Source organism: Bacillus sp. BACIII, from assembly GCF_057836745.1.
In genome coordinates, this window is sequence record NZ_CM174437.1 from 565,154 (window position 1) to 591,771 (window position 26,618).

36 protein-coding genes and 1 riboswitch are annotated in these 26,618 nt (G+C 45.9%); of the genes, 28 read left to right on the top strand and 8 right to left on the bottom strand.

Annotated elements, in window-relative coordinates; all coding sequences use genetic code 11:
- The first annotated feature begins 148 nt into the window (after positions 1-148).
- Genes comGA through ACXN9U_RS03105 form a run of 8 tightly spaced genes read left to right on the top strand, consistent with a single transcriptional unit; the run spans position 149 to position 4,304 of the window.
- Positions 149-1,219 (top strand): competence type IV pilus ATPase ComGA, encoded by a 1,071-nt coding sequence (gene comGA / locus ACXN9U_RS03070; RefSeq protein ID WP_489202152.1) that lies wholly within the window; start codon positions 149-151, stop codon positions 1,217-1,219.
- On the top strand, positions 1,206-2,243 hold the full coding sequence (comGB, locus tag ACXN9U_RS03075) for a competence type IV pilus assembly protein ComGB (RefSeq protein ID WP_489202153.1): 1,038 nt from the start codon (positions 1,206-1,208) through the stop codon (positions 2,241-2,243). Before comGA ends, comGB begins: the two co-directional genes overlap by 14 nt.
- A gap of 4 nt (positions 2,244-2,247) precedes the next feature.
- Complete coding sequence (gene comGC, locus ACXN9U_RS03080; RefSeq protein WP_016938966.1) at positions 2,248-2,556, top strand: competence type IV pilus major pilin ComGC; 309 nt, start codon at positions 2,248-2,250, stop codon at positions 2,554-2,556.
- Positions 2,546-2,983, top strand: a complete 438-nt coding sequence (gene comGD, locus ACXN9U_RS03085; RefSeq protein ID WP_045926719.1) for a competence type IV pilus minor pilin ComGD — start codon at positions 2,546-2,548, stop codon at positions 2,981-2,983. Before comGC ends, comGD begins: the two co-directional genes overlap by 11 nt.
- Complete coding sequence (comGE, locus tag ACXN9U_RS03090; protein WP_489202154.1) at positions 2,967-3,281, top strand: competence type IV pilus minor pilin ComGE; 315 nt, start codon at positions 2,967-2,969, stop codon at positions 3,279-3,281. The genes comGD and comGE overlap by 17 nt, the downstream gene beginning before the upstream one ends.
- Positions 3,193-3,690, top strand: coding sequence for a competence type IV pilus minor pilin ComGF (comGF, locus tag ACXN9U_RS03095; protein WP_489202155.1), 498 nt, complete (start codon positions 3,193-3,195; stop codon positions 3,688-3,690). The genes comGE and comGF overlap by 89 nt, the downstream gene beginning before the upstream one ends.
- On the top strand, positions 3,691-4,068 hold the full coding sequence (comGG, locus tag ACXN9U_RS03100; protein WP_060964768.1) for a competence type IV pilus minor pilin ComGG: 378 nt from the start codon (positions 3,691-3,693) through the stop codon (positions 4,066-4,068).
- Positions 4,069-4,124: 56 nt separating this feature from the next.
- Positions 4,125-4,304 (top strand): YqzE family protein, encoded by a 180-nt coding sequence (locus ACXN9U_RS03105; protein ID WP_022552966.1) that lies wholly within the window; start codon positions 4,125-4,127, stop codon positions 4,302-4,304.
- Between the two features lie 40 nt (positions 4,305-4,344).
- Here ACXN9U_RS03105 and ACXN9U_RS03110 read toward each other — a convergent pair whose 3' ends face one another.
- Positions 4,345-4,674 carry a DUF3889 domain-containing protein gene (locus ACXN9U_RS03110; RefSeq protein WP_016938972.1) on the bottom strand — a complete coding sequence of 110 codons (330 nt, stop codon included), beginning with the start codon at positions 4,672-4,674 and terminating at the stop codon, positions 4,345-4,347.
- Between the two features lie 258 nt (positions 4,675-4,932).
- Between ACXN9U_RS03110 and tapA the strand changes: the two genes are divergently transcribed.
- The 3 genes from tapA (at position 4,933) to tasA (ending at position 7,009) form a co-directional block, all read left to right on the top strand.
- Positions 4,933-5,604 (top strand): amyloid fiber anchoring/assembly protein TapA, encoded by a 672-nt coding sequence (tapA, locus tag ACXN9U_RS03115; protein WP_489202156.1) that lies wholly within the window; start codon positions 4,933-4,935, stop codon positions 5,602-5,604.
- A complete protein-coding gene (gene sipW / locus ACXN9U_RS03120) occupies positions 5,576-6,160 on the top strand; it encodes a signal peptidase I SipW (RefSeq protein ID WP_060964770.1) in 585 nt (194 codons plus the stop codon). The genes tapA and sipW overlap by 29 nt, the downstream gene beginning before the upstream one ends.
- A gap of 63 nt (positions 6,161-6,223) precedes the next feature.
- Positions 6,224-7,009 carry a biofilm matrix protein TasA gene (gene tasA, locus ACXN9U_RS03125; protein ID WP_016938976.1) on the top strand — a complete coding sequence of 262 codons (786 nt, stop codon included), beginning with the start codon at positions 6,224-6,226 and terminating at the stop codon, positions 7,007-7,009.
- Between the two features lie 47 nt (positions 7,010-7,056).
- On the opposite strand, the gene sinR is transcribed toward tasA, so the two are convergent.
- The 4 genes from sinR to ACXN9U_RS03145 form a co-directional block, all read right to left on the bottom strand.
- Positions 7,057-7,392, bottom strand: coding sequence for a transcriptional regulator SinR (gene sinR, locus ACXN9U_RS03130; protein WP_003226345.1), 336 nt, complete (start codon positions 7,390-7,392; stop codon positions 7,057-7,059).
- A gap of 33 nt (positions 7,393-7,425) precedes the next feature.
- Complete coding sequence (gene sinI / locus ACXN9U_RS03135) at positions 7,426-7,599, bottom strand: anti-repressor SinI (RefSeq protein WP_016938977.1); 174 nt, start codon at positions 7,597-7,599, stop codon at positions 7,426-7,428.
- Positions 7,600-7,775: 176 nt separating this feature from the next.
- Positions 7,776-8,570 (bottom strand): YqhG family protein, encoded by a 795-nt coding sequence (locus ACXN9U_RS03140; RefSeq protein ID WP_438420222.1) that lies wholly within the window; start codon positions 8,568-8,570, stop codon positions 7,776-7,778.
- A gap of 21 nt (positions 8,571-8,591) precedes the next feature.
- The gene (locus tag ACXN9U_RS03145) at positions 8,592-10,262 is read right to left on the bottom strand and encodes a DEAD/DEAH box helicase (protein WP_489202157.1); all 1,671 of its coding nucleotides are present in this window, start codon (positions 10,260-10,262) and stop codon (positions 8,592-8,594) included.
- Between the two features lie 144 nt (positions 10,263-10,406).
- Positions 10,407-10,507: riboswitch (glycine riboswitch) on the top strand.
- Positions 10,508-10,685: 178 nt separating this feature from the next.
- On the opposite strand from ACXN9U_RS03145, the gene gcvT reads away from it, so the two are divergent.
- From gcvT to gcvPB, 3 genes are read left to right on the top strand one after another with little or no spacing between them, the layout of a single operon-like run.
- On the top strand, positions 10,686-11,786 hold the full coding sequence (gene gcvT / locus ACXN9U_RS03150; protein WP_060964773.1) for a glycine cleavage system aminomethyltransferase GcvT: 1,101 nt from the start codon (positions 10,686-10,688) through the stop codon (positions 11,784-11,786).
- A gap of 14 nt (positions 11,787-11,800) precedes the next feature.
- Positions 11,801-13,147, top strand: coding sequence for an aminomethyl-transferring glycine dehydrogenase subunit GcvPA (gene gcvPA, locus ACXN9U_RS03155; protein ID WP_489202158.1), 1,347 nt, complete (start codon positions 11,801-11,803; stop codon positions 13,145-13,147).
- On the top strand, positions 13,140-14,612 hold the full coding sequence (gene gcvPB, locus ACXN9U_RS03160) for an aminomethyl-transferring glycine dehydrogenase subunit GcvPB (protein ID WP_060964775.1): 1,473 nt from the start codon (positions 13,140-13,142) through the stop codon (positions 14,610-14,612). The genes gcvPA and gcvPB overlap by 8 nt, the downstream gene beginning before the upstream one ends.
- 38 nt (positions 14,613-14,650) lie before the next feature.
- Here gcvPB and ACXN9U_RS03165 read toward each other — a convergent pair whose 3' ends face one another.
- Positions 14,651-15,034, bottom strand: a complete 384-nt coding sequence (locus ACXN9U_RS03165) for a rhodanese-like domain-containing protein (protein ID WP_013352854.1) — start codon at positions 15,032-15,034, stop codon at positions 14,651-14,653.
- Positions 15,035-15,226: 192 nt separating this feature from the next.
- On the opposite strand from ACXN9U_RS03165, the gene ACXN9U_RS03170 reads away from it, so the two are divergent.
- The 3 genes from ACXN9U_RS03170 to ACXN9U_RS03180 all read left to right on the top strand — a co-directional run bounded on the left by ACXN9U_RS03170 (position 15,227) and on the right by ACXN9U_RS03180 (position 17,579).
- Positions 15,227-16,063 (top strand): lipoate--protein ligase family protein, encoded by an 837-nt coding sequence (locus ACXN9U_RS03170; RefSeq protein ID WP_489202159.1) that lies wholly within the window; start codon positions 15,227-15,229, stop codon positions 16,061-16,063.
- 99 nt (positions 16,064-16,162) lie between these two features.
- Positions 16,163-16,591, top strand: coding sequence for a transcriptional regulator MntR (mntR, locus tag ACXN9U_RS03175; protein ID WP_013352852.1), 429 nt, complete (start codon positions 16,163-16,165; stop codon positions 16,589-16,591).
- A gap of 112 nt (positions 16,592-16,703) precedes the next feature.
- A complete protein-coding gene (locus ACXN9U_RS03180) occupies positions 16,704-17,579 on the top strand; it encodes a patatin-like phospholipase family protein (protein WP_060964776.1) in 876 nt (291 codons plus the stop codon).
- On the opposite strand, the gene ACXN9U_RS03185 is transcribed toward ACXN9U_RS03180, so the two are convergent.
- A complete protein-coding gene (locus ACXN9U_RS03185; RefSeq protein ID WP_489202160.1) occupies positions 17,576-17,971 on the bottom strand; it encodes an SA1362 family protein in 396 nt (131 codons plus the stop codon). The two genes, ACXN9U_RS03180 and ACXN9U_RS03185, sit on opposite strands and share 4 nt — an antisense overlap.
- Positions 17,972-18,007: 36 nt before the next feature.
- The gene (locus ACXN9U_RS03190; protein ID WP_489202161.1) at positions 18,008-18,964 is read right to left on the bottom strand and encodes a DUF1385 domain-containing protein; all 957 of its coding nucleotides are present in this window, start codon (positions 18,962-18,964) and stop codon (positions 18,008-18,010) included.
- Positions 18,965-19,184: 220 nt separating this feature from the next.
- Here ACXN9U_RS03190 and ACXN9U_RS03195 point away from each other — a divergent pair, with 220 nt between their 5' ends.
- The 11 genes from ACXN9U_RS03195 to spoIIIAG all read left to right on the top strand — a co-directional run bounded on the left by ACXN9U_RS03195 (position 19,185) and on the right by spoIIIAG (position 26,618).
- Positions 19,185-19,715, top strand: a complete 531-nt coding sequence (locus ACXN9U_RS03195) for a YqhR family membrane protein (protein ID WP_060964779.1) — start codon at positions 19,185-19,187, stop codon at positions 19,713-19,715.
- Positions 19,716-19,846: 131 nt separating this feature from the next.
- Positions 19,847-20,908, top strand: coding sequence for a M24 family metallopeptidase (locus ACXN9U_RS03200; protein WP_060964780.1), 1,062 nt, complete (start codon positions 19,847-19,849; stop codon positions 20,906-20,908).
- A 24-nt stretch (positions 20,909-20,932) separates the two neighbouring features.
- Positions 20,933-21,490: an elongation factor P gene (gene efp / locus ACXN9U_RS03205; RefSeq protein ID WP_060964781.1), complete on the top strand. Its 558-nt coding sequence runs from the start codon at positions 20,933-20,935 to the stop codon at positions 21,488-21,490.
- Positions 21,491-21,636: 146 nt separating this feature from the next.
- Positions 21,637-21,918, top strand: a complete 282-nt coding sequence (locus tag ACXN9U_RS03210) for a YqhV family protein (protein WP_016938990.1) — start codon at positions 21,637-21,639, stop codon at positions 21,916-21,918.
- 76 nt (positions 21,919-21,994) lie between these two features.
- Positions 21,995-22,918 (top strand): stage III sporulation protein AA, encoded by a 924-nt coding sequence (gene spoIIIAA / locus ACXN9U_RS03215; RefSeq protein WP_489202162.1) that lies wholly within the window; start codon positions 21,995-21,997, stop codon positions 22,916-22,918.
- Complete coding sequence (spoIIIAB, locus tag ACXN9U_RS03220; protein WP_016938992.1) at positions 22,912-23,427, top strand: stage III sporulation protein SpoIIIAB; 516 nt, start codon at positions 22,912-22,914, stop codon at positions 23,425-23,427. The genes spoIIIAA and spoIIIAB overlap by 7 nt, the downstream gene beginning before the upstream one ends.
- A 22-nt stretch (positions 23,428-23,449) precedes the next feature.
- The gene (gene spoIIIAC, locus ACXN9U_RS03225) at positions 23,450-23,656 is read left to right on the top strand and encodes a stage III sporulation protein AC (protein WP_003153142.1); all 207 of its coding nucleotides are present in this window, start codon (positions 23,450-23,452) and stop codon (positions 23,654-23,656) included.
- Positions 23,657-23,668: 12 nt separating this feature from the next.
- Entirely contained in the window at positions 23,669-24,058 is a 390-nt protein-coding gene (spoIIIAD, locus tag ACXN9U_RS03230) for a stage III sporulation protein AD (protein WP_076982559.1), read from the top strand.
- Positions 24,059-24,084: 26 nt separating this feature from the next.
- The gene (gene spoIIIAE / locus ACXN9U_RS03235; RefSeq protein WP_064777768.1) at positions 24,085-25,296 is read left to right on the top strand and encodes a stage III sporulation protein AE; all 1,212 of its coding nucleotides are present in this window, start codon (positions 24,085-24,087) and stop codon (positions 25,294-25,296) included.
- Between the two features lie 16 nt (positions 25,297-25,312).
- On the top strand, positions 25,313-25,933 hold the full coding sequence (gene spoIIIAF / locus ACXN9U_RS03240; RefSeq protein WP_060964783.1) for a stage III sporulation protein AF: 621 nt from the start codon (positions 25,313-25,315) through the stop codon (positions 25,931-25,933).
- Positions 25,926-26,618, top strand: a complete 693-nt coding sequence (spoIIIAG, locus tag ACXN9U_RS03245) for a stage III sporulation protein AG (RefSeq protein WP_060964784.1) — start codon at positions 25,926-25,928, stop codon at positions 26,616-26,618. The genes spoIIIAF and spoIIIAG overlap by 8 nt, the downstream gene beginning before the upstream one ends.

Below are 26,618 nucleotides of genomic sequence, written 5' to 3' on the forward strand. Positions count from 1 at the left end.
GAATGATTCCCGATTTCATTCAGTAAATCAATATCATGCAGCTGATTTTTGATTTTTTTACGTTTTACACTGTGTAAAAAGCATCATTTCTCTTTTGCCGGCTCTTGTCTATTTGATTTACAATACGTGTCGGAAGGAGGGAAATCTTATGGAGAATATTGAAACATACAGCAGGAACATTATAAACGAGGCCTATACGTCAAGAGCTTCAGATATACACATTGTGCCGCGTGAAAGGGATGCTTTCATTCATTTTCGCATTGGTCATGCTCTTGTGAAAAAAAGAGTCTTAAAAAAAGAGGAATGCGTTAGGCTTATTTCTCATTTTAAGTTTTTATCGGCGATGGATATAGGAGAAAGACGAAAGCCGCAAAACGGATCATTGTCTCTGCCGCTTCCATCCGAAACCGTTCATTTAAGGATGTCAACCTTACCGACAATGAATGATGAAAGTCTTGTCATCAGGCTGTTGCCTAAGCGGCAGATTCCCCCTCTGGATAAACTGTCCTTATTTCCGGGGGCAGGCGCCGCACTATTGTCCTTTCTGAAGCATTCCCACGGCCTGATTCTTTTTACCGGTCCGACCGGGTCTGGAAAAACGACCACTCTCTACTCGCTTGTCAATTATGCAAAACGTCATTTCAACCGGCGGATTGTCACGCTTGAAGATCCCGTAGAAACGAGAGATGAAGATGTTTTACAAGTTCAGGTGAATGAAAAAGCCGGAGTCACATATTCCGCCGGTTTAAAAGCGATTTTAAGACATGACCCCGATATGATCATCTTAGGGGAAATCAGGGATGCCGAGACGGCTGAAATTGCAGTTCGCGCGGCTATGACGGGGCACCTCGTTCTTTCAAGCCTGCATACAAGAGATGCTAAGGGCGCTATATACAGGCTGCTAGAGTTTGGGGTGAACATGACGGAAATTGAACAAACCGTTATTGCCATTGCCGCTCAGCGTCTGGTTGATTTAACGTGTCCGTTTTGCAAAGCGGAAAACTGCTCCGTGTACTGCCGGCTTTACAGGCAGACGCGCCGTGCGGGAATCTATGAACTGCTTTACGGGAAAAATCTCACCCAATGCTTTCAGGAAGCAAAAGGAGAGCACGCCAATTTTCAATATCAGACGCTCCGCAGGCTGATCCGAAAAGGAATCGCGCTCGGCTATGTCACGACTGACAACTACGATCGGTGGGTGTATCATGAAGCGGATTAAAAGAACCTGGCCGTTGAAAGATCAAGCGGCTTTTTTGAAAAGGCTCGGTGAAATGGCCGAAAAAGGGTACAGTCTGATCGAAGGGCTCAGACTGCTGAAACTCCAGCTTCATAAACGCCAGCTTGCAGAGCTGACGGACGGAATCCGCCGGCTGAGGGAGGGCGATGCGTTTTACGAAGTGCTTGAGGCATTGTCTTTTCATAAAGAAGCCGTCTCTATCTGCTATTTTGCGGAAAAACACGGAGAATTGCCCGGGGCGATGAAACAAAGCGGCGAATTGTTACAGAGAAAGCTCATGCAGACGAATCAAGTCAAAAAAATGCTCCGGTATCCGATGTTTTTAATCTGCTCCGTTTGTGTCATGTTTTATATTCTGCAAAGTATGATCATCCCGCAATTTTCAGGGATTTATCAATCAATGAATATGAATACTTCCGGTTGCGTCAGTTTCATCTTTGCGTTTTTTCGGCATTTTCATGAAGCCTGCACACTGGCGCTGTCCGCCGCTTTCTGCTTGTTTTTGTTCGTTTGGTTTTTATGTAAGAAAAAATCCCCGCAAGACAAAATGCTTATTGTTGTGAAAATCCCCTTAATAGGAAAAGCAGCCGTTCTTTTTAACAGCTACTTTTTCTCTTTACAGCTCAGCAGCCTTCTGAAATCCGGTCTTTCTATCTATGACAGCTTAACGGCTTTTAAGGAACAATCTTTTCTGCCTTTTTATCGTGAAGAAGCGGATATGCTCATTACACGTTTGAAAGCAGGTGAGACAATAGAATCCGCTCTTTCCGGGCATCCGTGTTATGAAAAAGATTTAGCGGCTGCAGTCAGCCACGGACAGGCAAACGGCAGGCTTCATCGCGAGCTTTATACGTACAGTCAGTTTATGATGGAGCGCCTTGAACAAAACGCGGAGAAGTATACAGGCATTCTCCAGCCTGTCATTTACGGCGTTGTAGCCGGTATGATTCTGATTGTCTATATGTCAATGCTGATGCCGATGTACCAGATGATGAACCAAATGTAAGGGAGTGCTTCGTCTGAAAAATCAAGATGGATTTACTTTAATTGAAATGCTGATCGTGTTATTTATCGTTTCAATTCTGCTTTTAATAACGATTCCTAACGTTACAAAACATAATCAAAGCATACAGCATAAAGGCTGTGAAGGACTGCAGAATATGGTGAAAGCCCAAGTGACGGCGTACGAAATCGACCATGAAGGAAAAATGCCGGATATGAAAGACTTACAATCAGAGGGATATATCAAAAAGAATACAGCCTGTCCGAATGGAAAACAGATCTTAATTAGCGGCGGGGAAGTTACAGTTGAACAATAACAGGCTGACAGAAAGCGGATTCACCCTTCTTGAAAGCCTGATTGTGTTAAGCCTGGCGTCCGTTCTGCTGACGGTCTTGTTCACGGCGCTTCCGCCGGTTTATACCCATCTGGCCGTTCGGCAAAAAACAGAACAGCTCCAAAAAGATATTCAGCTTGTTCAGGAAACGGCTGTCGCAGAGCATAAAAGAACAAAAATCATTTTTCTCCCCAAAGAGCATAAATACAAGTTCCAGTCAGCCGGAAAGGCTGTCGAGCGTTCATTTGATTCGCTTCATATTACACTTATGACCTTGCCGGAGAGCCTTGAATTTAATGAAAAAGGCCATCCGAATTCCGGCGGAAAGATTCAATTGAAGCACGCAGGGGTCACTTATGAAATAACAGTTTACCTAGGGAGCGGAAATGTCCATGCAGAACGGAAATAAAGGGTTCTCTACTATTGAAACACTATCAGCAATGGCCATTTGGCTGTTTCTTATGATTTCTATCGTTCCGGTCTGGACGGACCTGCTGACGGATAATCTGAAAACAGAGGAACGCCAAAAAGCGCGCCAGCTTCTCCAGGAACGCATCAGCGCTTATATGATGTCCGGAAAAAAGCAGCCGTCTCCCGGTGTGACGTGGAAGGAGGAAGGTGATTATTACAAAGTCTGTGCGGCTGTCCGCGGCGAAAAAGAAATGTGTCTCAGCATTCTCAAAACAGACTGGCTTTACGCTTCTTAATGTTTTGTTTTCCTTGGCAGTCTGTCTCTTCTTATCAAGCACCCTGAGCCCGATTTTACATTTGTTTTTATCCGGCCAAAGCGATAACGGCGGAATAGACAGCCGGGAGTATCATATTGCCGTTCAGCAGATTATGAATGAATGTAAACAGGCCGAGACTGTAAAGCCGGCGGACGGCGGACAGGCATTAAGCTGCCGGAAAGCAGGAGGCGAAGAAGTGCGTTTTGAAATCTACCATACGATGATAAGGAAAAGAGTGAACGGAAAAGGCCACGTGCCGATCCTGCATCATGCGGCATCTTTAACGGCTGGTGTGAAAAACGGCCTGCTTTTATTAGAGATCTCAAGCGATACAGGTAAAAAGAATCAGGCAGCCATTCCGGTTTACAGCTCTTTAAAAGGTGATTAAATGTACAAATCTGACGGGTTTATATATCCCGCGGTTCTGTTTGTTTCTGCCGCGGTTTTACTTGTCATCAGCTATACTTCATCTGATTTCATCACCCGAAAAACCTTTGCAAAAGAGGCCGGGGAGTACTGGATCGGTGAGAACCTGCTTCAAAACGGCGCGCTGCTGTCAAGCCGTCATGTGATACAGGGACAAAAGGGCCGAACCGGTACACATCGTTTTCCATACGGAACCGTTTCCTTTCAGATCACCGAAAGCGGTAAGCGGGAAACGGTTCAGGTTACAATTCAGGCGGAAACAGCGTCAGGGACGAGACGGGAGGTTCACCTTTTGTTCAATCAGAAGAAGAAACAGCTGATTCAATGGACAGAAGTATAAAAAAGAGGCGGCGGGACAACACTTCATAGTAAAGACAGCAATATGAGGTGAGAGCCGTGAAAACAAACGATTATGTAAAATATATGACTGAGCAATTCGTTAAATATTTCGATACGCCGAAACAGGAACGGAAAGAGCGAAAAGAAGTGCGGAAAGAAAAGAAAGTGCCGGCTTCCCAGCACTGGTTCGGAATATTGCCGTATAGTTTTAAGCTGTGGATGCAGCGGAAAAAATAAAGTGTAACACACGAAAGGTCCTCCTGATACAGGAGGGCCTTTATTGGTATTCCTCAATGACGGCAATTTTATTTACTTTTTGGCTGTAGGGATTAAAAGAAATCGTAACAAACACACCAAATTCTTTAGCGCCTTCCCGCAATGTCAGGTGGTATTGTTTTACTGCTTCATCTGTTCTTTTACGGTCCCACACCTTTTGAATAAATAACGTTTGCGCGAGCGGATATCTTTTTTTAGCTTCTTTTTCCGCGATTTTTTCCCATTTTGATTTATGGTGAACAGCATAATAAGGCGCCGCTTCCGCCTGATCCATTCCTGAAACCCCGAAAACAAGAAGAGAAAGGCAAATCAGACTTTGTTTGATCATCATTCTTCGTCCCTTCGCTGTATATGATTTCCAATTTGTTCTGGACACTTCATTATTTTCTCACATTTTATTAGAAAAAATTCCAAAAAGGTGTGTAATTTGGAGCAAAACGATGTTTTTAAAAGATTATATTCTTAAAAACGAACAATTTGACCGTTTTTGACATTTTTCAAGATGATAAACCTTGATTATACTTTGTTTGTGCAGTTCTTTAAAAAGAACGATTGTTATATTTATTAACAGTTTTACAGGGGGTAAGGCATGTTCCGATTGTTGCGAGTGGAGAAAAGCGGTAAGGGGAGATGGAGGATCATGCTGTTTTTGCGGCTTTCATTCATTTTCTGTCTGTCCGTGACGATATGTGCTCAGTTTACGGGTGACACGAGTTCCTCCTTTAATGATGTGAAAAGCTTCAGTCTTCCGGTTCAAACGTGCGGAGATTTTCGATATACCGATGACAATTGCCGTTATGACGAACGCTGGGATCAAAGTGATTTACATATAACAAATCAAACTGATACGTCGGGCGCCGTGTGTGCGCCGCTTCAACTCTATGCTGAGCTGGAGAATAGGGGAAAAGAGCGGACTGTTTCTGACTGGAAATGGGAACTTCATAAAATCGCCTCTCAGCAACAGCCTCTGCAAAACGGGAATGTTGTGGACAAAGGGCTTATTACTGATAAAAAAAGCAAAACGATTTATAAAATTGAGTCAAAGCGGACCCTGCAGCCAGGCATATACGCATTCAAGGTTTACAAGCCTGAAGGGTATCCTGCGGATGATGAAAAGTATGAGTGGTCAAAACCGATGAAGCTTGTCAAATGCCGGGAACAGGCGACCGTTTCCGATCTAAAGAAAACGGAGAAAGAGCCGGCTGAGCCGGTAAAAGAAAGCGGGGAAGAACATGAAAAGAACGCTGAAACTGATCAGTAATATTTTGTATGCCGTCATTTTCAGTTTGATTATTGTGCTGACCTTAACGGTGATCTCGACCCGGGCTTCCGGCGGTGAGCCGGCCATCTTCGGCTATACGCTTAAATCCGTGCTGTCGGGTTCAATGGACCCGGAATTTAAGACGGGTTCGCTCATAGCGGTAAAGAAAATTACTGACGTGAATGATTTAAAAAAAGGCGATGTCATCACTTTTACACAAAATGACGGATCAGCCGTAACACACAGAATTATCGGGATCACAAAAAAGGGCGGGCACCTGATGTTTGAGACAAAAGGAGACCATAATGCCGCTCCGGATGCCGCTCCTGTTCAAGCTGAAAACGTGGTGGCTCAGTATACGGGATATCAGCTTCCGTATGCGGGATATGTCATACATTTGGCAAGCCAGCCGATCGGAACGGCGATTCTGCTAATCGTTCCCGGCGTCATGCTTTTGATTTACTCAATAACTGTTATTGTCAGCGCTCTCCGCGATATCGAGCGGAAGACGAAAGCGCTGGAAGAACATGCGAAAAACGGGACGATGTCCACATGAATACGGTTGCAACCTGGCGACAGGATTTGATAACAAAAAAGAAAAAGTAGGGGGAATACAAACATGGGTATGAAAAAGAAATTAAGCTTGGGCGTTGCCTCAGCCGCACTCGGTTTAGCATTAGTGGGAGGAGGCACATGGGCCGCATTTAATGATGTGAAGTCGACGGACGCCACATTTGCGTCAGGAACGCTTGATTTATCGGCTAAAGAACAATCAGCCAATGTCAATTTGTCAAACTTAAAACCAGGTGATAAATTGACGAAAGATTTTGAATTCAGGAATAATGGCTCACTTGCCATTAAAGAAGTGCTGATGGCTTTGAATTTTACTGACTTCAAAGGAGCGAAAAAAGGAAACGAATCTGCGGAAGATTTCCTCAGCCAGTTTGAAATTACGGTTCTGACAGTCGGCAAAGAAGGCGGCAACGGCTATCCTAAAAATATCATTTTGAAGGCAGCCAGCCTGAAAGACTTATACTTAATGTCAACAAAACAGGATAAAGCAGCCGCCGAAGCGATCAGCAAACACATTGATCCGAAATTCCTGAGCGAGAGCGGAAAAGTCAATGTAGCAACCATTAATGGCAAGACGGCGCCTGAGTATGACGGAGTTCCGAAAACGCCTGTTGATTATGATCAGGTGCGGATGGAAATCCAATTTAAAAATGATACTGCAAAAGGTGCGGACGGACTGAGTGTCCAAAACAAATTCCAGGGCAATGCGATTTCTCTTCAATTCTCTTTTGAAGCGACGCAATGGAACGGCTTGACCATTACAAAAGATCATACGGATAAAGACGGTTACGTGAAGGAAAACGAAAAGGCTCACAGTGAGGATAAAAACTAATCCGAACGGCGGGCAGATAAAAGAGGAGTTGTGCACATATGGCGGCACTACTCCTCTTTTTGCGATTTTCTCCATTTTTGATAATCTAAAAATTCACGAAATTGTTTTTTTGATACCCCGGATGTCATCGCATCACGAACTAATTTCTCCCATTCACTATCTAATTGACCATCGTATTCGGTTTCATGTTTTTCATCAAGTAAAGTATGAACCGAGACGTCCAGAACAGCGGAGACTTTTTCTAGAAATTGAATGGAGGGGTTCGTCTGTAAATTTCGTTCTATTGAGCTTAAATAAGACTTCGCTACCCCAGCTTTTTCAGCTAGTTCTGATAGTGAGTAGCCTTTTTCTTTTCGGTATTGTTTAATACGCTGGCCAATCAATGTCATCACCTTCCTTGTGATATTATAGCACATTCAGAAAGGATTTACGGTATGACTTCTGGCGGCCTGGATATGTTGAGAAGACTTTTTATGCGAATGCAGGTATTTGCGTATTTCTTCCAGGCTGATATTTGCTTTTTGAGCTTCTAATATCAGCTCAACCCATTCCTTATCTAATTGCGAAAATTCCATTTTTGCATTTTTCATGCATTTTCTCCTCCTAAAATACTTGTTTATGTATTTCAGCCAATCCGCCCATGACCTTATCTTTACATGTCTGGAAGTGATTCATCGCATGCGAAACGCCAGAAATTTTTTCTGTATACTTTTATTATAATATAGAATTTCTAGAAAAAACGGGAAAGGTGTCGAATGGATAACGCTTATCCAGAAAAATTACTTTGCAGGAAAAATAAACCGCCATTTTCGATCTGAATGTGGATTTTCGGCTGATATAAGGCTTTCAGCGCTTGTTTTTCCAAGTGGTATTCCTCAGGTTTTTCCTCTGTCTGCTCGTAAAACTGATCGAGCAGCCTGAGATCCTTCTTCCATCTGGCGACCGCGCTGTCGGCCCAGTCTGACGGTTCTTTTGCGGCAGCGTTTTTTAAGTAATGCTCCATCCTTTTAATCCCGCTTTCCGGCTTAATCATCGGCGATATGGTAAAGCAATAGTCTGATATTTGTGATGTCATCGGCAGCGGTGCAAGCTTCTGCTGAAATCCTTCAACGATTGTTCCAGAAACAAGATGCAGGCCTAAAGACAAAAGTCTGTCTTTTTTCATGTCGGATTGGTATGAAATCACTACATTTAATCCAAGCCAGGGCTGAAGCGGCACTCTGGCTCCGGCTGATACAATTTTCTCATATATTCTTGTAAATCTCCCATTTTGTTTAACTGCTTGAAAGATTTGAAAGAGGCGCGGGGCTCCAAAGTAAATAAACTCGCCGTCCATATCCTCCGGAGCCGTTTCTTTATCAGTGATGAACGTGATCTTCATCGGGTTTGGTTCGCCGCCCGTTTTTTCACGCCAATGCCAATAAAACGGGCGGTTCATAATTTGTTTGTCCATCTCGACCGTCAACTGAACCGTCATAAAACCCGGCCCGTGTTCAGTAATCGGGCAGTGGTTCGCTTCAAAAAAGCGCAGTAAAAATTGGTGAACCTCCTGCTGTCTCATGTCGCGCTTCCTCCTTTTAAATTAAGAGCCTTTTTTTCTGGCGGGTTTTTCCGTACCGTACGATAAGAAAGAGGTAAGGTTGTCCATTTTGATCCGCATTTCTTCCACTGTCAGCGAGTGGCATAAAATATCATGTAAATGATCTTCAAAATTGCTCACTTTGATTTTTGTTAAAATGTCATCTAGTTCTCCGACGACATTTTCAAATAAATGAATTTTGTCATACAAGAGTTTTAAGATATGCTCTTCCACCGTATGTTTTGTCGCCATATTGTAGATGTGGACATCTCTTTCCTGACCGAGTCTGTGAATCCTACCGATTCTTTGTTCAAGCCGCATCGGGTTCCACGGAAGGTCATAGTTGATAATATGGTTGCAAAATTGCAGGTTGATTCCTTCCCCTCCGGCTTCTGTAGCGATCAGGACCTGCACTTTGCCGCGGAAGAGATCCTTCATCCAGTCTTTTTTCCCGCGCTTAAATCCGCCTCTGAACGGAACGGAGCTTATGCCGTTCTGCTGGAGGAACCATTGCAGGTAAATCTGTGTCGCCCGATACTCAGTAAAAATAATGACCTTGTCATTAATCTTTTTAATCAAGTCAACAACTTGAATCGCTTTTGAGTTTTGCGTGACTTGATTGATGCGGTCCATTAAATTGGCAATCGTCTGTTCATCGAAAGCGGGCGCTTGTTTGTCTTTTTGATCAAGCATTTTTTTAAGCGTCATATACACGGCTTCCCTGCTTGAACAGCACTCCCGTTGCAGCGTCATAATGGAAAATGCGCTTGCGGGCTTTTCCGTGCCGTTTTTCAGTGCGTTAATGTCATCGTAGAGCGCCTGTTCCGTCGGTGAAAAGGTGATCGGCACTGTTTCCACGTGGCGCTTCGTCCATGTAAGCCCCGTGTCGCTCCGTGTGTTGCGGATCATCACTTTATTGACGAGCTCTTTTAAATGCTCATGAGCGTCAATCCCGTCCTTTTGATTGAACGTTTCTTGAAATCCGCTTTCATTTCCTAAGTGGCCGGGTTTTAACAGTGACACTAAATTGAAAATTTCTTCGATCCGGTTTTGAATCGGGGTCGCCGTCAGAAGCAGGCAATATTTCTTCACAAGACTTCTCGCAAATTCATAATTTTTCGTTTTGCTGTTTTTGAGCTTATGCGCTTCGTCAATAATGACGAGATCATACGGAATCGAAAGCACAATGTCCTTGTGTGGCGAGCGTTTTGCCGTATCAATAGAAGAAACGACGATATCGCACTGTTCCCACACATAGCTTTTCTTCTGTTCAACAGCGGGTATTAAAAACTTCTCCTGAAGCTCTTTCACCCACTGGGAAACGAGTGATGCCGGCACAAGAATCAGGATTTTTTTGGCCAGCCCGCGAATCATGTATTCTTTTAAAATCAGTCCCGCTTCGACCGTTTTTCCGAGCCCCACTTCATCAGCCAAAATCGCTTTGCCATTCATTTTTTCAACGACTTTCTGCGCGACTTCAAGCTGATGGGGAAGCGGAGTGAAATCGGGCAGGTATAAAGGAGCCCTCAACCCTTCGAATTCAGGAATGGCAAGGGTCTGCTGGACTTCAGCCGACAGTTTGTACATCTCCCAATTTGACCAGGGACCGTCGGTTTTCAGCCGCTCAGAAAACTCTCCCGGCCAGTTTGCATCAAATATGATCTCTGCTGTCATATGTAACAAAACCGCCTTTCTTTTAAAAAACTGATTTATCATCATTTTTGTTGCCGGACGTATGTGAGGGTGGTAGGATATAAGTAATCATTTCACCTAAGATATTGCTTTAGTATGTCCATAACAATTGGTAAATATGAGCGAATGACAGCAAGGGGAGAGACTCGGACGAAAAATGTGCATCCGGGCGCCGAAGGAGCAAACTGCGGAGTGAATCTCTCAGGCAAAAGAACTCTTGCTCGACGCAACTCTGGAGAGTGTCTGCGGTTTGAAGCAGCAGACCACCAAAGGGGACGTCTTTATGATGTTTTCATAAAGTAAACTTTCAGGTGCCGGGACAGAGAAACCTTCATTTTCATGAGGTGTTTCTCTGTCCTTTTTTATATGTCTTTACAATGCGCCAATGACTGAAGGGGGAAGATGATGCTGAAACGAACACCGCTTTATGACGTTTATAAAGAATACGGCGGAAAAACGATTGATTTTGGAGGATGGGAGCTGCCGGTTCAATTTTCTTCTATTAAAGAGGAGCATGAAGCCGTCCGCACAAAGGGGGGTCTGTTTGATGTATCCCATATGGGAGAAGTCGAAGTCTCCGGTAAAGACGCCCTGTCTTTTCTGCAAAAAATGATGACAAATGACGTTGCCGATTTAAATCCGGGAAGCGCGCTCTATACCGCCATGTGTTATCCTGACGGCGGTACGGTCGATGATTTGCTGATCTATCAGAAAAGCGAGAGCTGCTATCTGCTTGTGATTAACGCGTCCAATATTGAAAAAGATATCGCTTGGCTGACAGAACACGCGGAAGGGGATGTCACGCTGACGAATCAGTCTGACGGGATTTCACTGCTAGCCGTTCAGGGGCCGAATGCTCAGGCAGTTCTTGCGAAGCTGACTGAATGTGATGTGTCGTCCTTAAAACCGTTTACGTTTATTGATGGAGCTGACGTTGCCGGCCGCCAAGTTCTGCTTTCAAGAACAGGCTATACCGGTGAAGACGGGTTTGAGTTATATTGCCGCAATGAAGACGCGGTGCATCTGTTTAAGGAGATTCTTACAGCGGGAGAGAATGAAGGAATCGTTCCGTGCGGTCTCGGTGCGCGTGATACGCTGAGATTTGAAGCGAAGCTCGCTTTATACGGTCAGGAATTGACGAAAGACATTACGCCGATTGAAGCCGGAATCGGATTTGCCGTAAAACACAAGAAAGATTCCGATTTTTTCGGGAAGTCTGTATTGAGTGAACAGAAAGAAAAAGGAGCACCGCGTAAGCTGGTCGGGCTTGAGATGATTGAAAAGGGAATTCCGAGACACGGTTACGCCGTGAAAAAAGACGGTGCTCTGATCGGGGAAGTCACGACAGGCACACAATCTCCGACTTTAAAGAAAAATATCGGCCTTGCCTTAATCAAAACGGAATTCAGTGAAATCGGAACGGAAGTCGAAGTGGAAATCCGCAAAAAAACGGTAAAAGCAAAGATTGTCCGCACACCGTTTTATAAACGCCCAAAACAGAGCTGAAAAAGGAGAGTCATATGAAGCATCGATATTTGCCCGCGACAGAACAGGATAAAAAAGAAATGCTGAAAGCCATCGGCGCAGATTCAATTGATGAACTGTTTGCCGATATTCCGGAAGATGTGAGGTTTCAAAAAGACTACCAAATTAAAAAAGCAAAATCAGAAACAGAGCTGACGAGAGAGCTGACAAAGCTTGCGGCGAAAAATAAGGACGCTGTTACATATGCATCTTTTCTGGGGGCAGGAGTGTACGATCACTATCAGCCGGTTATCGTCGATCATGTGATTTCCCGGTCAGAGTTCTACACGGCGTATACGCCTTACCAGCCTGAAATTTCACAAGGAGAGCTGCAGGCGATTTTTGAATTTCAAACGATGATTTGCGAATTAACAGGTATGGATATTGCAAACTCCTCCATGTACGACGGGGGAACGGCGCTGGCAGAAGCGGCGATGCTTGCGTCAGGACATACGAAAAAGAAAAAAATCGTCATTTCCGCCGCCGTGCATCCGGAATCACGGGATGTTCTGAAAACATACGCAAAAGGCCAATATATTGAAGTTGTAGAGGTGCCTGCAAAAAACGGCGTCACAGACCTTGACGCATTAGAACATGCCGTCTGTGATGAAACGGCCGCCGTAATCGTCCAGTATCCGAACTTCTTCGGACAAATTGAGCCGTTAAAGGACATTGAGCCGCTCGCACATAAAGGGAACAGCCAGCTGATTGTTTCTTCTAACCCGCTTGCCCTCGGTATTTTGACTCCGCCCGGAGCATACGGAGCTGATATCGTCGTCGGGGACGCGCAGCCTTTCGGCATACCTGCGGCGTTCGGCGGCCCGCACTGCGGCTATTTTGCAGTAACGAAAAAACTGATGAGAAAGGTGCCGGGCCGGCTTGTCGGCCAAACGGAGGATGAAAACGGGCGGAGAGGTTTTGTTCTCACCCTTCAGGCACGCGAGCAGCATATCAGAAGAGACAAAGCCACCTCTAACATCTGCTCAAACCAGGCGCTGAATGCGTTAGCAGCTTCAGTCGCGATGACGGCGCTCGGAAAAAACGGCGTCAAAGACATGGCACGCCAAAATATACTGAAAGCCGATTATGCGAGACGCCAAGCGGAAAAAGCCGGCTTGCACGTAGCATTCGACGGCCCGATGTTTAATGAATTTGCCGTCAGGCTGAACCTCCCCGTCAAAGAAGCAAACCGGCAGCTCCTGCAAGACGGATTCATCGGCGGATATGACTTAGGCCTTGCGTATCCGGAATTGAATCAGCATATGCTCATTGCCGTCACAGAGCTGAGAACAAAAGAAGAGATCGATTCGCTTATTGCGGGATTGGGGGATCAACATGAATAATCAAGATCAGGCGCTTATTTTTGAAATGTCCCGCGAAGGGCGTATCGGTTACAGCCTTCCGGAGCTTGATGTGCCGGAAACAGAGCTTGAGAGCCTTCTTCCCGGTGACTGCATCCGCGATGAAGACGCAAAGCTGCCGGAAGTATCAGAGCTTGATATTATGCGGCATTATACCGCTCTTTCCAGAAGAAACCACGGAGTTGATTCAGGTTTTTATCCGCTCGGCTCCTGTACGATGAAATACAATCCGAAATTAAATGAAAAAGTTGCCCGGTTCCCAGGCTTTTCCGCCATTCATCCGCTTCAGGACGAGGACACGGTTCAGGGGGCGCTTGAGCTTTTATACGATTTAAGCGGACATTTGGAGGAAATTACGGGCATGGACGAAGTGACGCTGCAGCCTGCCGCGGGGGCTCACGGCGAATGGACCGGCCTGATGATGATCCGCGCCTATCATGAAGCGCGCAGGGACTTCGGACGGACGAAGGTCATTGTCCCTGATTCAGCCCACGGCACGAATCCGGCATCCGCTACGGTCGCCGGTTTTGAAACGATTACCGTCAAGTCGAATGAACACGGACTGGTTGACATTGAAGATCTGAAAAGAGCGGTCAATGAAGAAACAGCAGCGCTGATGCTGACGAATCCGAACACCCTCGGATTATTCGAGGAAAACATTACGGAAATGGCTGAAATCGTCCATCAGGCCGGCGGAAAACTTTACTATGACGGAGCGAATTTAAATGCCGTTTTAAGTAAAGCAAGACCGGGAGATATGGGATTTGACGTCGTTCACCTTAATCTGCATAAAACATTTACCGGGCCGCACGGCGGGGGAGGACCGGGTTCGGGGCCGGTCGGAGTAAAAAAAGAATTCATTCCGTATCTGCCGAAACCCGTTCTCACGAAAAAAGAGGGCCGTTTGACTTTTGACGATGACCGCCCGCAATCGATCGGGCGCGTAAAGCCTTATTACGGCAACTTCGGCATTAATGTCAGAGCCTACACGTATATCCGTTCCATGGGGCCTGACGGCTTAAAAGCTGTGACCGAAAACGCGGTTTTAAATGCAAATTATATGATGAGAAAACTCGCGCCTTATTATGATCTCCCGTATGACCGTCATTGCAAGCATGAATTTGTGTTATCGGGAAGAAGGCAGAAAAAGCTCGGCGTAAGAACGCTTGATATTGCCAAACGGCTTTTAGATTTCGGCTATCATCCGCCGACTGTGTATTTCCCGCTGAATGTTGAAGAAAGCATCATGATCGAACCGACGGAAACGGAATCCAAGGAAACGCTTGATGCGTTTATAGATGCGATGATTCAAATTGCGCGGGAGGCGGAGGAATCGCCTGAAATCGTTCAGGAGGCGCCGCATACCACGGTTGTCAAAAGAATGGATGAAACCAAGGCCGCAAGAAAGCCGGTTTTAAAATACGAACATACATCTGACGGGGTGTAAAAAAAAGAGCTTCCGTATAAACGGAAAGCTCTTTTTCATTATTGGTTCTTTGCTTTAATTTTTCCGCCCCATTTTTTAAAGCCGCCTTTCAGGTTGTAAATATCCTTGCAGCCGTGTTTGCGGAGCGTCTGTGCCGCGCGTCCGCTGCGGACATTGTTTTGGCAGTACAGATAAACGGGTTTATCAGGACGGATTTCGCTTTTGCGCTGTTTCAGCTGTGACAGCGGAATGTTGCGCGCGCCGAGAATATGGCCGCCTTCAAATTCATTCGGTTCACGGACGTCAATCAGCTGCGCTTTTCTGTAGCCCGCGCGGAATTCCTCTTCCGTAAGTGTTTTCATTAAACGCTGTTGGTAAAAATACGACACGATCATATAAACGATAAACGCCGCAACAATAATTAAAGCAATCATATTAGACAATGCGATTCTACTCCTTTAGCTTATAAAATCAAAACCCTGCTTCTGAAAACAAGGCTTACCGGACGTTTTGGGACAAATACTATTATAGTAAAGCATGGAGCGATTGTCATCCTTAATGAAACGAAATATTTTTCATTTTCACGGCAGTTTGATAAACTGATTTTATTAAAACGATAAAGAAGGGTTCAGTTTATGGAAAAAGAAACATGGCGGTTTATTGACTCAGGGAACGAAAGCCCGGCATTTAACATGGCGCTGGATGAAGCGCTTTTATATTGGCACAGCCAAAAGAAAATTCCCCCGGTGATCCGTTTTTACGGGTGGAATCCGGCAACATTGTCTGTCGGATATTTTCAAAATATTAAGAAGGAAATTAACTTTGACGCAGTACATAAACACGGCCTCGGGTTTGTCAGAAGACCGACAGGCGGACGGGGTGTTCTGCATGATAAAGAATTGACATACAGCGTCATCGTTTCAGAGGATCACCCGGAAATGCCGGCCACGGTGACAGAGGCGTACCGGGTCATTTCAGAAGGCATCCTGCAGGGATTCAGAAACCTTGGGCTGGATGCCTACTTTGCGATTCCGCGCACGGAGAAAGAAAAAGAAAGCCTGAAAAATCCGCGCTCGTCCGTTTGCTTTGATGCGCCTTCGTGGTATGAGCTGGTCGTCGAAGGACGGAAAGTTGCGGGAAGCGCCCAGACACGCCAAAAAGGCGTTATTCTTCAGCACGGCTCTATCCTGCTTGACATTGATGAGGACAAGCTGTTTGATCTGTTTTTATATCCGAGCGACAGAGTCCGTGAGCGCATGCAGCGGAATTTCAAAAACAAAGCGGTAGCCATCAACGCCTTAGCCCAAAAACCGGTTACGATGGATGAGGCCAGAACCGCTTTTAAAGCCGGTTTTGAGGAAGGCCTCAACATTCATCTTGAACCTTACACGCTCACTCCTGAAGAGCTTGCGTTTGTCAATGATCTGGCTGAGACGAAATACGCGTCTGACGAATGGAATTATAAGCGCTGATTAAGGCTTGACAGACCGGAAGCATCCTTGTTTTTTCATAACCGTTAGTGTAAACTTGTAATGGTTTATTAAGTTAAGGTGCTTTTTGGGAGGGGTACGATGACAACACCAAGTATGGAAGATTATATTGAACAGATTTATATGCTGATAGAAGAAAAAGGATATGCGCGGGTTTCTGATATCGCGGAAGCTTTGGCAGTCCATCCCTCCTCTGTAACGAAAATGGTTCAAAAACTAGATAAAGACGAGTATTTGATTTATGAAAAATATCGCGGGCTCGTATTGACGTCAAAAGGTAAAAAGATCGGCAAACGGCTCGTATACAGACACGAATTGCTTGAGCAGTTTTTACGAATCATTGGTGTTGATGAAGAGAAGATTTACAATGATGTAGAAGGAATCGAACATCATCTGAGCTGGAACAGCATTGACCGCATCGGCGATCTCGTCCAGTATTTTGAAGATGACGACAGCCGGAAAAAAGAATTGAAATCCGTACAGAAAAAAACCGAAAATCCCGGTGAATAAAAGGGCGGCCCAAATAGGCGCCCTTTTTTTAATGTCTTCATTCTTTGGTCTATTTCCCCAAGCCGTTTCTTAAAATAATAATACACCTTGGATGGAAGGGAGAGGGCGCGGTATGCAGATTGACGGCGTATTTTCGGGCGGGGGAATAAAAGGGGTCGCGCTTGCCGGCGCTTATGAAGCGCTGGAAGAAAAGGGCTTTCGCTTTGAAAGGCTCGCCGGAACAAGCGCCGGCGCGATTATTGCCGCATTGATCGCTGCGGGCTACACGAGCAGAGAGGTTCATGCGATCATCGATGATGTGGACGGAAGGCAATTGCTTGATCAGAGATACTCATTCCTCCCGCTGAAAATCCTGCAGTGGGTGTCGATATATTGGCGCCTCGGATTGTACAGAGGCGATGTGCTGGAAAAGTGGATTGCGGATAAATTAAAAGCGAAGGGCATCATCGCATTCGGCGATATGAAAAAAGGATCGCTCCGTCTGATCGCTTCAGATCTGACGAACGGAACGATGATCGTGCTTCCCGACGACCTTCCCCGCTACGGATTAAATCCGGAGGTGTTCCCGGTTGCCAGAGCTGTCAGAATGAGCTGCAGCATCCCTTATTTTTTTGAACCGATTAAACTGAAGACCGAAAAAGGCATTTCAACGGTTGTTGACGGCGGCGTGTTAAGCAATTTTCCGATTTGGCTGTTTTCAAAAGAGCGCAAACGGCCGGTCATCGGAATTTCGCTTTCTCCTAATGAAAAAGAGCGTCCGAAGAAATCAATCCGGAACGCTTTTGAGCTGTTCGGCGCTTTGTTTGAAACGATGAAAGACGCTCATGATGCCAGACATATCGCGACAAAGTACGAACAGAATATTATTTTTATTCCCGTGGAACATGTGATGGCGACGGAGTTTCACCTCACACCGCAAAAAAAACTAGCTCTCATTGAGCTAGGAAAAAGCAAAACAGAGCAATTTTTGAAGCAATGGAGCTATTAAAAAAGCGCTCTGTTTTTCTTTTTATTCTTTTTACCTTCTATGACGGTAAGCTGGGTCTGGCTTTTTTTCTTCAGAATCATCGGCTTCGGTCTGCTGCTGCTCGGCACGCTCCGCAAATGGCTGACCCGCCCCCTGTGGCCGGCGCGGTGCTTCGCTTTGTGCTCCTTCATTCGGAGCCGCGATTGTTTGGCCGCTTTTCTGAAAGCGGTTCCGTCACGTCCGGTGCGGCGGTTCAGGACCGATCTCACGATAAAATAAATAATGATGCCTGCGATAATGACGGTGATCGCTCTTGAGATCATCTGCGCGGGGTTTGTGACCGCCGCATAAACGAAACCGAATGCGCCAAGCGCTATTAATACAGCAAAAAAAGGTTGTACACGATGATTCATAACTGCCCACCTCCGAAAATAATAACAGGTAACGGTTCAGATTGCGTTGTGAGACGGCTTTTCGCTCTGTTCTGAAATGTCTTCCAGTCTGAGAAGCTCGTTAAAGCTTTCTATGGCAACCTCGACCTGGTCATCTTCCGGTTCCTTTGTCGTTAAAAGCTGCAGCCACAGGCCGGGATAACCGAGCACCTTCAAAACGGGGATATTCCGAACCCTGTTCGTCAGCTGGAGCACTTCAAAGGAGATGCCGAGGACGGCCGGTATAAGCGCAATCCTGTCTAAAATCCGCACCCAAAGCGGATCTGTCGGAACGAGTAAATAGACAAACATGCCGACAATGATCGTAAATAAGATAAAGCTTGAACCGCATCGGTAATGCAGCCGCGACTGTTTCTGAACATTTTCTATCGTAATTGGTAAATTCTGTTCATAACAGTTTATGACCTTATGTTCGGCTCCATGATATTGAAACACTCTTTTAATTAACGGCGTCATTGATAAAAAATAAATGTAGCCGAGAAGCAGGATAAGCTTAAACAGGCTTTCGATGCCGATCTGCGCGGCATCTGAGGAAAAAACGGGCCTTACAAGCTCAGCTAAAAAGACCGGGACGAGCGTAAAAACGAATTTGCTGAACAAAAACGATAGAACGCCGATCACCGCCAGGCTGAAAAACATTGATAATCCCGAACCCTTCTTATCTTCCTGTTCCAGCTTGGCGTCCTCTTGGGGGTCAAGCCCGTAACGTTCACTGGAGAAGTTTAAATGCTTTGTGCCGTTGGCGCTTGCCTCGATAATTGCGACGATTCCCCGCAAAAAAGGAATCTTTTTTAAAACCGAAAGCTTGGGGTTCGGCACTCTCGGAAGCTTGAAAAAATCAATGCTTCCGTCATTCCTGCGGATGGCGGTAACATAATTTTTTCTGCCGCCGAACATAACCCCTTCAACGACAGCCTGACCGCCGTATGCGGGCGGCGTTTTGTGTTTGGACATTGTTTATCAACCTGCCTGTTTTCTTAGGATTTACTAACCATTTTCTTTCACTCTATTGTACAGGAAACAGCGGTAAACCTCTAGTTTGACAGCCGGAAAATCAATGCTTTTTCTACAAGCAGTATACCCGGTTTCCTAGAATTTACTCATTAAATGAAAATATGGCGGAACTTTTTATGACTTTTCAATTTTGGGGCACTCTATGACTGGAGGTGCCATGATGACCAGCGAAAAACATTCAGAACAGGAAGAAAAAAAGAAGCAGGATGATGATCAGCAGCCTGTTTCATTTACCGGGAGAATTTGCGGTATCGGATTTGCCGGCGGTGTATTTTGGAGTTTGATCGGCTATCTCGGATATATCTTTCATTTTTCAGAGATCAGTCCTAACATGATTCTTCAGCCGTTTATGATCGGAGAATGGAAAAAACAATGGCTCGGCACGATGGTCAGCATCGTTGTCATCGGATTCATTTCGATTGCCGGGGCATTTATATATTTTGTCTGTCTGAAGCGTTTTAAAACGATGTGGCCGGGGATGGTATACGGCGTCATTTTATGGTGTGCGGTTTTTTTCTTATTCAATCCGATTTTCGAAGACGTGAAATCTGTCACTGAATTGAAATCAGATACAATCGTGACGACGATTTGCCTTTACATTCTGTATGGTTTGTTTGTCGGCTACTCGATTTCTTTCAACTACAATGAGCTTACGTCAGACAAGCTTGCAAGGGCGCTCGGCAACAAGTGAATAAGTGTATAATCCCTGTCCGGTATGGTAAAATGTTCACGAGAAGTGAACATTTTTTATGCTGAAAACCGGATGGGGATGCTCCCGCGGTGTCAGGCGGCAGTCAAGAATCGGCGAGGAGGAGAAAGGGAATGAAACTTGAGAAATTGCGAAATCTGTTCGGTCAGCTGGATATAGACGGAATGTTGGTGACAAGCTCCGCCAATCTGCAGTATATGACGGGATTTACGGGTTCGTCAGGCCTTGCGGTCATATCGAAAGAACGCGCGGCATTTATCACGGATTTCCGTTACACCGAGCAGGCGAAGGCGCAAGTAAAGGGCTTTGATATTATCGAGCACGGCGGAAGCTTAATCCAAACGGCTGCGGATACGATTCTTGAGTACGGCATTAAAAAACTCGGCTTTGAGCAAAACAGCATGACGTACGGAACATATGCATCCTGCCAAGCGGTGCTGCAGGAAGCGGAGATGGTTCCCGTCGCGGATTCCGTTGAAAAGTTGCGCTTGATTAAGTCAAGTGAAGAGATTAAGATATTAGAGGAAGCTGCGAAGATTGCGGATGATGCGTTTGAACATATTCTGACGTTTATTAAACCGGGCATCTCAGAGATTTCAGTTGCAAATGAGCTTGAATTTTATATGAGACGTCAGGGAGCAGACGGTTCTTCCTTTGATATGATCGTCGCCTCGGGAGTGAGATCCAGCCTTCCGCACGGAGTGGCAAGCGGCAAATTGATTGAAAAGGGAGACTTGGTCACGCTCGATTTCGGCGCGTATTATAAAGGCTATTGTTCTGATATCACACGCACCATCGCGGTCGGAGAGCCAAGTGATAAACTGAAAGAAATTTATCAGGTCGTATACGATGCCCAGGCGCTTGGCGTTTTGCATATTAAACCCGGCATGACGGGAAAAGAAGCGGATGCCCTGACGAGGGATCACATCACCGCAAAAGGCTACGGACAGTATTTCGGCCATTCAACAGGACACGGATTCGGAATGGAGGTCCATGAATCACCGGGGCTGTCTTTCAGGTCATCGGCCGTTCTTGAGCCGGGCATGGCTGTAACGGTTGAGCCGGGCATATACATACCGGAAGTTGGGGGCGCAAGAATCGAAGATGATATCATCATCACAGAGGACGGCAACCGGACAATTACGCATTCCCCTAAAGAATTAATTATTTTGTGATTGGAATATAGGAGGACATCAAACATGATTTCAGTTAACGATTTTCGTACAGGATTAACGATTGAAGTAGACGGCGGCATTTGGCGCGTCGTTGACTTCCAGCACGTAAAGCCGGGAAAAGGCGCGGCATTTGTCCGTTCTAAACTTCGCAATCTGCGCACGGGCGCTATTCAGGAGAAAACATTCCGTGCAGGTGAAAAAGTGGCGAAAGCGCAAATCGAAACAAAAACGATGCAGTATCTTTATGCCAACGGAGATCAGCACGTGTTCATGGATACAAGCTCATATGAACAGCTTGAATTGAACGAAAACCAAATCGAAGAAGAATTAAAATATCTTTTGGAAAATATGTCTGTGCACATCATGATGTATCAGGCTGAAACGCTCGGTATTGAACTGCCGAACACAGTTGAGCTGAAAGTTGTTGAAACAGAGCCGGGAATTAAAGGCGACACGGCGTCGGGCGGCACAAAACCTGCCAAAACGGAAACAGGCCTTGTCGTAAACGTACCGTTCTTTGTGAACGAAGGCGATACGCTTGTTGTAAATACATCAGACGGCTCTTACGTGTCAAGAGCGTAGTCAAAGAAATTCAGAGTCTGCTCCTTTTACGGGGCAGGCTTTTTTTGCGTTTGAAACAGAATCTTTCTTCTATATGAAAATAGTGAGACTACTTCCGTCAGCTAGAGCATATAGTGTAACAAAATGCTTGAAGTTGGGGGATTGCAATGAAATTTTTGTTTGGTTCAATCAATTCTACTGTTTTAACGATGGCCGGTTTACGAGTTTTGTCCTCTCTCATTGAATTATCGGCGGCCATTATCATGCTTGTTACAAACGACATCAGAAAAGCGGTTGTGGTGAATAGTATTTTGGCAATCGTCGGCCCGCTGATCTTTATCATCACGATGACGATCGGCATTTATCAGATTGCCGGACAGCTTTCATATGCAAAATTGATTTTGATTTTCGCGGGGGTTGTGCTGATTCTAGCCGGTGTTCACAAATAGGGGTCCGGGTGTCATAAAGTCTGTCCCGGATCATACATTTTAAAGAAGCCAATCGGTAAAAAAGGAGGAGACTCTATTGAATGAAATTACAGAGGTTCTCCCTGAATTATTGAGAGATGCCATCTCCGCCGTGTCTGAAGAAACGCGCCGGGATACAGAGGAAATCAGAATCCGCGTCGGCAGGCCGGTTGAACTGATCCGAAAAGGACAACCTTTGTTTTTGTCATATATCTGTACGGCCGGCGACGCACAGCTGATCCTCAGCCGGCTCAGCAATTACAGTATGTACACGCTGGAAGAAGAGCTGAAAAAAGGATATATCACAATCAGAGGAGGCCACCGTGTGGGGCTCGCCGGAAGAGTCATCGTTGAAAACGGAGCTGTCAAAGGACTCCGGGATATTACTTCCTTTAATATTCGAATCGCCCGGGAGAAGCTTGGCATTGCAGAACCGCTCATCCCTTTCTTATGGAAAGAAAACTGGCTGAATACGCTGATCATCGGCCCTCCGCAAACGGGGAAAACGACTTTGCTTCGTGATTTGGCCCGGCTTTCAAGCACCGGATCGAAACGCATTCCGGCGAAAAAGACCGCTATTGTAGATGAACGCTCAGAAATTGCCGGCTGCCTGCGGGGCATTCCCCAGCACAGTTTCGGCCGCAGAGTGGATGTCCTTGACGCCTGTCCGAAGGCGGAAGGGCTAATGATGATGATCCGCTCTATGAGTCCAGATGTCATGATCGCGGATGAGATCGGGAGAATGGAAGACTCAAAAGCGCTGATGGAGGCGCTTCATGCCGGCGTAACCGTTATCGTATCCGCGCACGGATGGAATATGAAAGACTTGGTCAAAAGGCCGTCGCTTAAAATGCTTTGGGAGGAAAAAGTGTTTGACCGATATGTTGAGCTGTCAAGACGCCGCGGTCCGGGAACGATCAGCAGGATGTATGGAAAGGACGGGGAACCGGTTCCGCATGCTGAAAGCGTGATGACATGCTGAAGCTTTTGGGTGCCGTGTTCATTCTGACGGCGACGACATGGACGGGATTTGAGATCGCCAAAATCTATATTGAAAGGCCGAGACAGATCCGTCAGCTGCGCGCGGCGCTGCAATCGCTTGAAGCGGAAATTATGTTCGGGCATACGCCGCTGCACATAGCTTCGGGACAAATCGCCGCACAGCTTTCCAAGCCTGTATCGTCATTGTTCCAAGCTTTCAGCAGGAGGCTTGAGCAGGGAAGCGATTCCGCCAAAACAGCCTGGGAACAGAGCTTGAAACATAACTGGCCCTCCATGGCGATGAAAAAAAGCGAATACGATGTGCTGAAGCAATTCGGAGAGACGCTCGGGCTCCATGACCGCGTTTCTCAGCAGAAACATATCAAGCTTGCGCTTACACATTTGGAAGCGGCGGAAGCGGATGCCGGACGGGCGCAGGCGAAAAATGAAAAAATGGTGAAAAGTTTAGGGTTTTTAGCCGGACTGTTACTCATTCTTCTATTGATGTAAACATGAGGGGAGCAAACATAAAATGGGAGTCGACGTAAATGTCATTTTTCAAATCGCCGGAGTCGGTATCGTGGTTGCCTTTCTGCACACCATACTTGATCAAATGGGAAAAAAAGAATACGCCCAATGGGTGACGCTGCTTGGCTTTATCTATATTTTATTTATGGTGGCAACGATTGTCGATGACCTGTTCAAAAAGATCAAAGCTGTGTTTCTATTCCAAGGATAGGGGGGCTTACAGATTGAGATTGTTCAAATTGTAGGTTTAGGCCTGATCGCCACGTTTCTCTCCCTGATCGTAAAAGAACAGAAACCGACTTTCGCGTTTATGATTGTCGTCTTCAGCGGCTGCGTGATCTTTCTTTATCTCGTCGACCAGATTTACGACATTATCAGAATGATAGAAAAAATAGCCGTCAATGCAAATGTCAATATGGTCTATGTGGAAACCATTTTAAAAATTATCGGCATCGCCTACATCGCTGAATTCGGAGCACAGCTGACAAAAGATGCGGGCCAGGGAGCGATTGCTTCGAAAATAGAGCTGGCCGGGAAGATTTTGATCCTCGTGATGGCCGTGCCGATACTGACCGTTATTATTGAAACGATTCTCGGACTTATTCCTTCTTAATCATAAAGGGAAAGGGGGCGCAAAAAATGAAGCGCTTTCGGTGGGCGGGGGCTTTTTTGTTCATCCTCCTCTTAATTTTTCAGACTGAATGTGTACAAGCTGCCGGAACAGACGGTGCGGCGCAGGAAACCGCAGTTCACCAAGAAACGGCTGATGAAGTGGCGAAAAAGCAGGCCGAAGCGCTGAAAACAGAAGGCATCGGAAAGTTCTGGGACGACATTATGACAGAATACGGCGGCCTTCTGCCGGAAAGCCAAAAGGGAAGCATCATCGATTTTATTAACGGAGAAAAAACGTTCTCGCCTGAGGCGTGGCTGAAGGCCTTATTTTCCTATCTGTTTCATGAAGTGCTTGCAAACGGAAAACTTCTGGGAACTTTGATCCTTCTCACCATTTTTTGCGTCATTCTTCAGCTGCTGCAAAATGCGTTCCAGCAGAGCACCGTCAGCAAAGTGGCTTATGCGATTGTTTATATGGTACTGATTATTCTCGCTTTAAACAGCTTTCATGTTGCCGTCAATTATGCCAGTGAAGCGATTCAGACGATGACAAGCTTCATTCTCGCGCTGATCCCGCTTTTGCTCGCGCTTTTGGCATCTTCCGGGGGAGCCGTTTCCGCTGCCTTTTTTCACCCCGTTATTTTATTTCTGATGAATACGAGCGGCCTGCTCATTCAAAACATCGTCATGCCGCTTATCTTCCTGTCAGCGATTTTAAGCATCGTCAGCACGATGACAGATCAATATAAAGTCACACAGCTTGCCAATCTCCTCAGAAATATCGCGATCGGCGCGCTTGCCGTATTCCTCACCGTGTTTCTCGGCGTCATCTCCGTCCAGGGGGCTTCGGCTGCCGTGACAGACGGGATCACCCTCAGGACTGCAAAATTTATAACGGGCAATTTTATTCCCGTGCTCGGCCGGATGTTTACGGATGCGACCGATACGGTCATCAGCGCCTCACTCTTATTAAAAAACACTGTGGGAATCCTCGGTGTTGGAATTTTGATCTGCATCTCCGCATTTCCGGCAATCAAAGTGCTTTCTCTCGCTTTTATTTATAAGCTCGCGGCCGCCATTCTGCAGCCGCTCGGAGGCGGGCCCGTCATTACGTGTCTCGGCGTCATCAGCAGAAGCGTGCTCTATATTTTTGCGGCGCTCGCCATTGTCTCTCTCATGTTTTTCCTCAGCATCACAGTCATTATTACAGCAGGCAATCTCACCATGATGATGAAATAAAGGAGGCCCATTGGATATGAGCTTTTTAACAGAATGGCTGACAAGCATTATTTTGTTTATCTTATTTGCCATCGTCATCGACATGCTGCTGCCCAGCTCCAGTATGCAAAAATACGCAAAGATGGTTGTCAGCCTGCTGTTAATCATTGTCATGCTCAACCCGATATTCAAACTTTTCAAAACAGACCCGGAGATCATCTTCGATTATTTGACAAAACAAGAGCAATCTCAATCCGCTGACATAAAAAATCAAATCAAATCAGAAAAAAAAGAAATACAAGCATCAAACCGCGCATATGTTTTAGAAGAAATGGCTGTCCAACTAAAAAAGAAAGCGGAGGAGATGTTCAGTCATGACGAATACAAAATAGACGACATCCGCCTTACAGCGGAAGAACAGGTTCGTTCAGAAGAAGATGTAAAAACGATCAGCGTGTATATGGCCCCATCTTCTGAAAAAACCGTGCAAACCGTCGCACCGATCGACATCCGCACAGACCGCAAATACGAACCCGAAGGCGCAGCCGGCAAAAAGGAGGCCGCAGTCATCAAAGGAAAACTTGCGGATATATGGGAAATCGGCAGTGAGAAAATTACGGTTTATATGGAAGGCGGGGAGAAAAACGGCCATGAATAAAAACGGACTATGGACCATACTCAAAAAACAGCTGATGATCGGACAGGCGAAAGACGGAGAAAAACCAAAACTGACAAAATATCATTACTTTCTGTTCGTGTTTGTGCTCGGCGTATCTTTTATGCTGGTCAGCCAGATGTTCTCTTCACCGGAAAAAACCGGGAAGGGCGAAACGGCGCAGACCGTCATGTCCGGCCGTGCGGACGATAAGAGCGGGCAAAAAAGCGCACCCGTTTTTAAAGCATCAAAAGACAGCAGCGCCAAAAACACGATTGATGATTACGAGAGAGACTATGAAAACCAGCTGAAAGAGATCCTTGAAACGATTATCGGCGTGGAGGATGTATCAATAGTCGTAAACGTAGACGCCACATCTTTAAAAGTGTTTGAGAAAAATAAAACGAAAAAAGACACCACCACTGAAGAAACCGATAAAGAAGGCGGCAAAAGAAGCGTAACCGATCAAACCTCTGAAGAACAAATTGTCATGATTCGAAACGGGGATCAGGAAACCCCGGTCGTCGTCCAGACGAAAAAACCCGATATCCGCGGTGTACTCGTTGTCGCTCAAGGAGTGGACAACGTTCAAATAAAAAAAACCATCATTGATGCCGTCACAAGGGTGCTTGATGTTCCGAGCTACCGTGTAGCGGTTGCCCCTAAAAAAATCAAGGAGGATTCATAA

Bases quoted from the DNA above. Each gene is read 5' to 3' on its own strand.
- spoIIIAE (WP_064777768.1), top strand. From the start codon at position 24,085: ATGAAGCGCTTTCGGTGGGCGGGGGCTTTTTTGTTCATCCTCCTCTTA.
- spoIIIAC (WP_003153142.1), top strand. From the start codon at position 23,450: ATGGGAGTCGACGTAAATGTCATTTTTCAAATCGCCGGAGTCGGTATC.
- ACXN9U_RS03190 (WP_489202161.1), bottom strand. From the start codon at position 18,964: ATGTCCAAACACAAAACGCCGCCCGCATACGGCGGTCAGGCTGTCGTT.
- comGB (WP_489202153.1), top strand. From the start codon at position 1,206: ATGAAGCGGATTAAAAGAACCTGGCCGTTGAAAGATCAAGCGGCTTTT.
- comGG (WP_060964768.1), top strand. From the start codon at position 3,691: ATGTACAAATCTGACGGGTTTATATATCCCGCGGTTCTGTTTGTTTCT.
- ACXN9U_RS03140 (WP_438420222.1), bottom strand. From the start codon at position 8,570: ATGAGACAGCAGGAGGTTCACCAATTTTTACTGCGCTTTTTTGAAGCG.
- ACXN9U_RS03195 (WP_060964779.1), top strand. From the start codon at position 19,185: ATGACCAGCGAAAAACATTCAGAACAGGAAGAAAAAAAGAAGCAGGAT.
- sinI (WP_016938977.1), bottom strand. From the start codon at position 7,599: ATGAAAAATGCAAAAATGGAATTTTCGCAATTAGATAAGGAATGGGTT.
- spoIIIAF (WP_060964783.1), top strand. From the start codon at position 25,313: ATGAGCTTTTTAACAGAATGGCTGACAAGCATTATTTTGTTTATCTTA.
- ACXN9U_RS03110 (WP_016938972.1), bottom strand. From the start codon at position 4,674: ATGATGATCAAACAAAGTCTGATTTGCCTTTCTCTTCTTGTTTTCGGG.
- comGA (WP_489202152.1), top strand. From the start codon at position 149: ATGGAGAATATTGAAACATACAGCAGGAACATTATAAACGAGGCCTAT.
- tasA (WP_016938976.1), top strand. From the start codon at position 6,224: ATGGGTATGAAAAAGAAATTAAGCTTGGGCGTTGCCTCAGCCGCACTC.
- sipW (WP_060964770.1), top strand. From the start codon at position 5,576: ATGAAAAGAACGCTGAAACTGATCAGTAATATTTTGTATGCCGTCATT.
- ACXN9U_RS03210 (WP_016938990.1), top strand. From the start codon at position 21,637: ATGAAATTTTTGTTTGGTTCAATCAATTCTACTGTTTTAACGATGGCC.
- ACXN9U_RS03200 (WP_060964780.1), top strand. From the start codon at position 19,847: ATGAAACTTGAGAAATTGCGAAATCTGTTCGGTCAGCTGGATATAGAC.
- comGE (WP_489202154.1), top strand. From the start codon at position 2,967: ATGCAGAACGGAAATAAAGGGTTCTCTACTATTGAAACACTATCAGCA.
- gcvPA (WP_489202158.1), top strand. From the start codon at position 11,801: ATGAAGCATCGATATTTGCCCGCGACAGAACAGGATAAAAAAGAAATG.
- tapA (WP_489202156.1), top strand. From the start codon at position 4,933: ATGTTCCGATTGTTGCGAGTGGAGAAAAGCGGTAAGGGGAGATGGAGG.
- mntR (WP_013352852.1), top strand. From the start codon at position 16,163: ATGACAACACCAAGTATGGAAGATTATATTGAACAGATTTATATGCTG.
- spoIIIAG (WP_060964784.1), top strand. From the start codon at position 25,926: ATGAATAAAAACGGACTATGGACCATACTCAAAAAACAGCTGATGATC.
- ACXN9U_RS03145 (WP_489202157.1), bottom strand. From the start codon at position 10,262: ATGACAGCAGAGATCATATTTGATGCAAACTGGCCGGGAGAGTTTTCT.
- spoIIIAB (WP_016938992.1), top strand. From the start codon at position 22,912: ATGCTGAAGCTTTTGGGTGCCGTGTTCATTCTGACGGCGACGACATGG.
- ACXN9U_RS03180 (WP_060964776.1), top strand. From the start codon at position 16,704: ATGCAGATTGACGGCGTATTTTCGGGCGGGGGAATAAAAGGGGTCGCG.
- ACXN9U_RS03170 (WP_489202159.1), top strand. From the start codon at position 15,227: ATGGAAAAAGAAACATGGCGGTTTATTGACTCAGGGAACGAAAGCCCG.
- ACXN9U_RS03185 (WP_489202160.1), bottom strand. From the start codon at position 17,971: ATGAATCATCGTGTACAACCTTTTTTTGCTGTATTAATAGCGCTTGGC.
- gcvPB (WP_060964775.1), top strand. From the start codon at position 13,140: ATGAATAATCAAGATCAGGCGCTTATTTTTGAAATGTCCCGCGAAGGG.
- gcvT (WP_060964773.1), top strand. From the start codon at position 10,686: ATGCTGAAACGAACACCGCTTTATGACGTTTATAAAGAATACGGCGGA.
- efp (WP_060964781.1), top strand. From the start codon at position 20,933: ATGATTTCAGTTAACGATTTTCGTACAGGATTAACGATTGAAGTAGAC.